2 protein-coding genes are annotated in these 1142 nt (G+C 71.0%); both read right to left on the reverse strand.

Annotation, left to right across the window (positions count from 1 at the left end; genetic code table 11):
- Positions 1-6: 6 nt before the first annotated feature.
- A complete protein-coding gene (locus FLW16_RS42870; protein ID WP_142566713.1) occupies positions 7-774 on the reverse strand; it encodes an SDR family NAD(P)-dependent oxidoreductase in 768 nt (255 codons plus the stop codon).
- On the reverse strand, positions 771-1142 hold a 372-nt coding region (locus FLW16_RS42875), incomplete at its 5' end, for a fumarylacetoacetate hydrolase family protein (RefSeq protein WP_142566714.1). The genes FLW16_RS42870 and FLW16_RS42875, both read right to left, overlap by 4 nt.

The following is a 1142-nucleotide window of genomic DNA, read 5'->3' on the forward strand; positions in this document are numbered from 1 at the left end:
CGGCCGTCATGAGGTCACCGGCCGCAGCCGCAGCCCGGCCATCCCGCCGTCCACGGCCAGCTCGACCCCGGTCGTCGACCCCGCCCGCGGGCTGGCCAGATACGCCACCGCGTGCGCGACCTCCTCCGGCGCCACCAGGCGGCCGTGCGGCTGCCGGGCGCACAACGCCGCCCGCTCGGCCACCGGGTCGTCGGCCGCCTCCAGCAGCCGGCCGACCCACGGGGTGTCCACCGTGCCCGGAGTGACACAGTTGACCCGGATCCCCTCCCCGATATGGTCGGCCGCCATCGCCCGGGTCAACGCCAGCACCGCCCCCTTGGACGCCGAATACACCACCCGCTGCGGCAACCCCGCCGTCGCCGCCACCGAACACACGTTCACCACCGCCGCATGCGGCGACCGGCGCAGATACGGCAACACCGCCCGGCTCACCCGGGCGATCCCCACCACGTTCACATCCAGCACCCGCAACCACTCGGCGTCGTCGTTGTCGGCCACCGTGCCCCGCGCGCCGATACCCGCGTTGTTCACCACCACATCGATCCGGCCATACGCCTCGGCCACCGCCGCCACCGCCCCACGCACCGAGACGTCATCGCGCACATCACACACGAACCGCGTGTCCTTCAAGTCCAGCACGGCCACCCGGGCGCCGCGGGCGGACAACTCCTGCGCCACTGCCCTGCCGATGCCCGAAGCCCCACCCGTGACGATCGCCACCAGCCCGTCGAACTCCCCGCCGGGCCCGGCGTTCGGCTCGTCCCGCTCGCTCATGCCTGGCCCATTCGCTGGCGCTGACGGCCCAGACCGTCGATCTCCAGCTCCACCACATCGCCCTGGCGCAGATACGCCTGCGGGCCACGCCCCAGCGCCACCCCCGCCGGAGTGCCGGTGTTCACCACATCACCCGCCTCCAGCACCATGAACTGACTCAGATACCAGACCACGTGATGCACCCCGAAGATCTGGTTCTTGGTGCTGCCGTTCTGCCGCAACTCCCCATTCACCCATAACCGCAACCCCAGCGCCTGCGGATCACCCACCTCATCGGCCGTCACCAGCCACGGACCCAGCGGATTGAACGTCTCACACGACTTGCCCTTGTCCCACTGGCCCCCACGCTCGTTCTGAAACTCCCGCTC

It is taken from the genome of Microbispora sp. KK1-11, from assembly GCF_006874435.1.
GTDB classification, from domain to species: Bacteria; Actinomycetota; Actinomycetes; order Streptosporangiales; family Streptosporangiaceae; genus Microbispora; species Microbispora catharanthi.

Excerpts from the sequence above, each read along its gene's own strand:
- FLW16_RS42870 (WP_142566713.1), bottom strand. The coding sequence starts at position 774 with ATGAGCGAGCGGGACGAGCCGAACGCCGGGCCCGGCGGGGAGTTCGAC.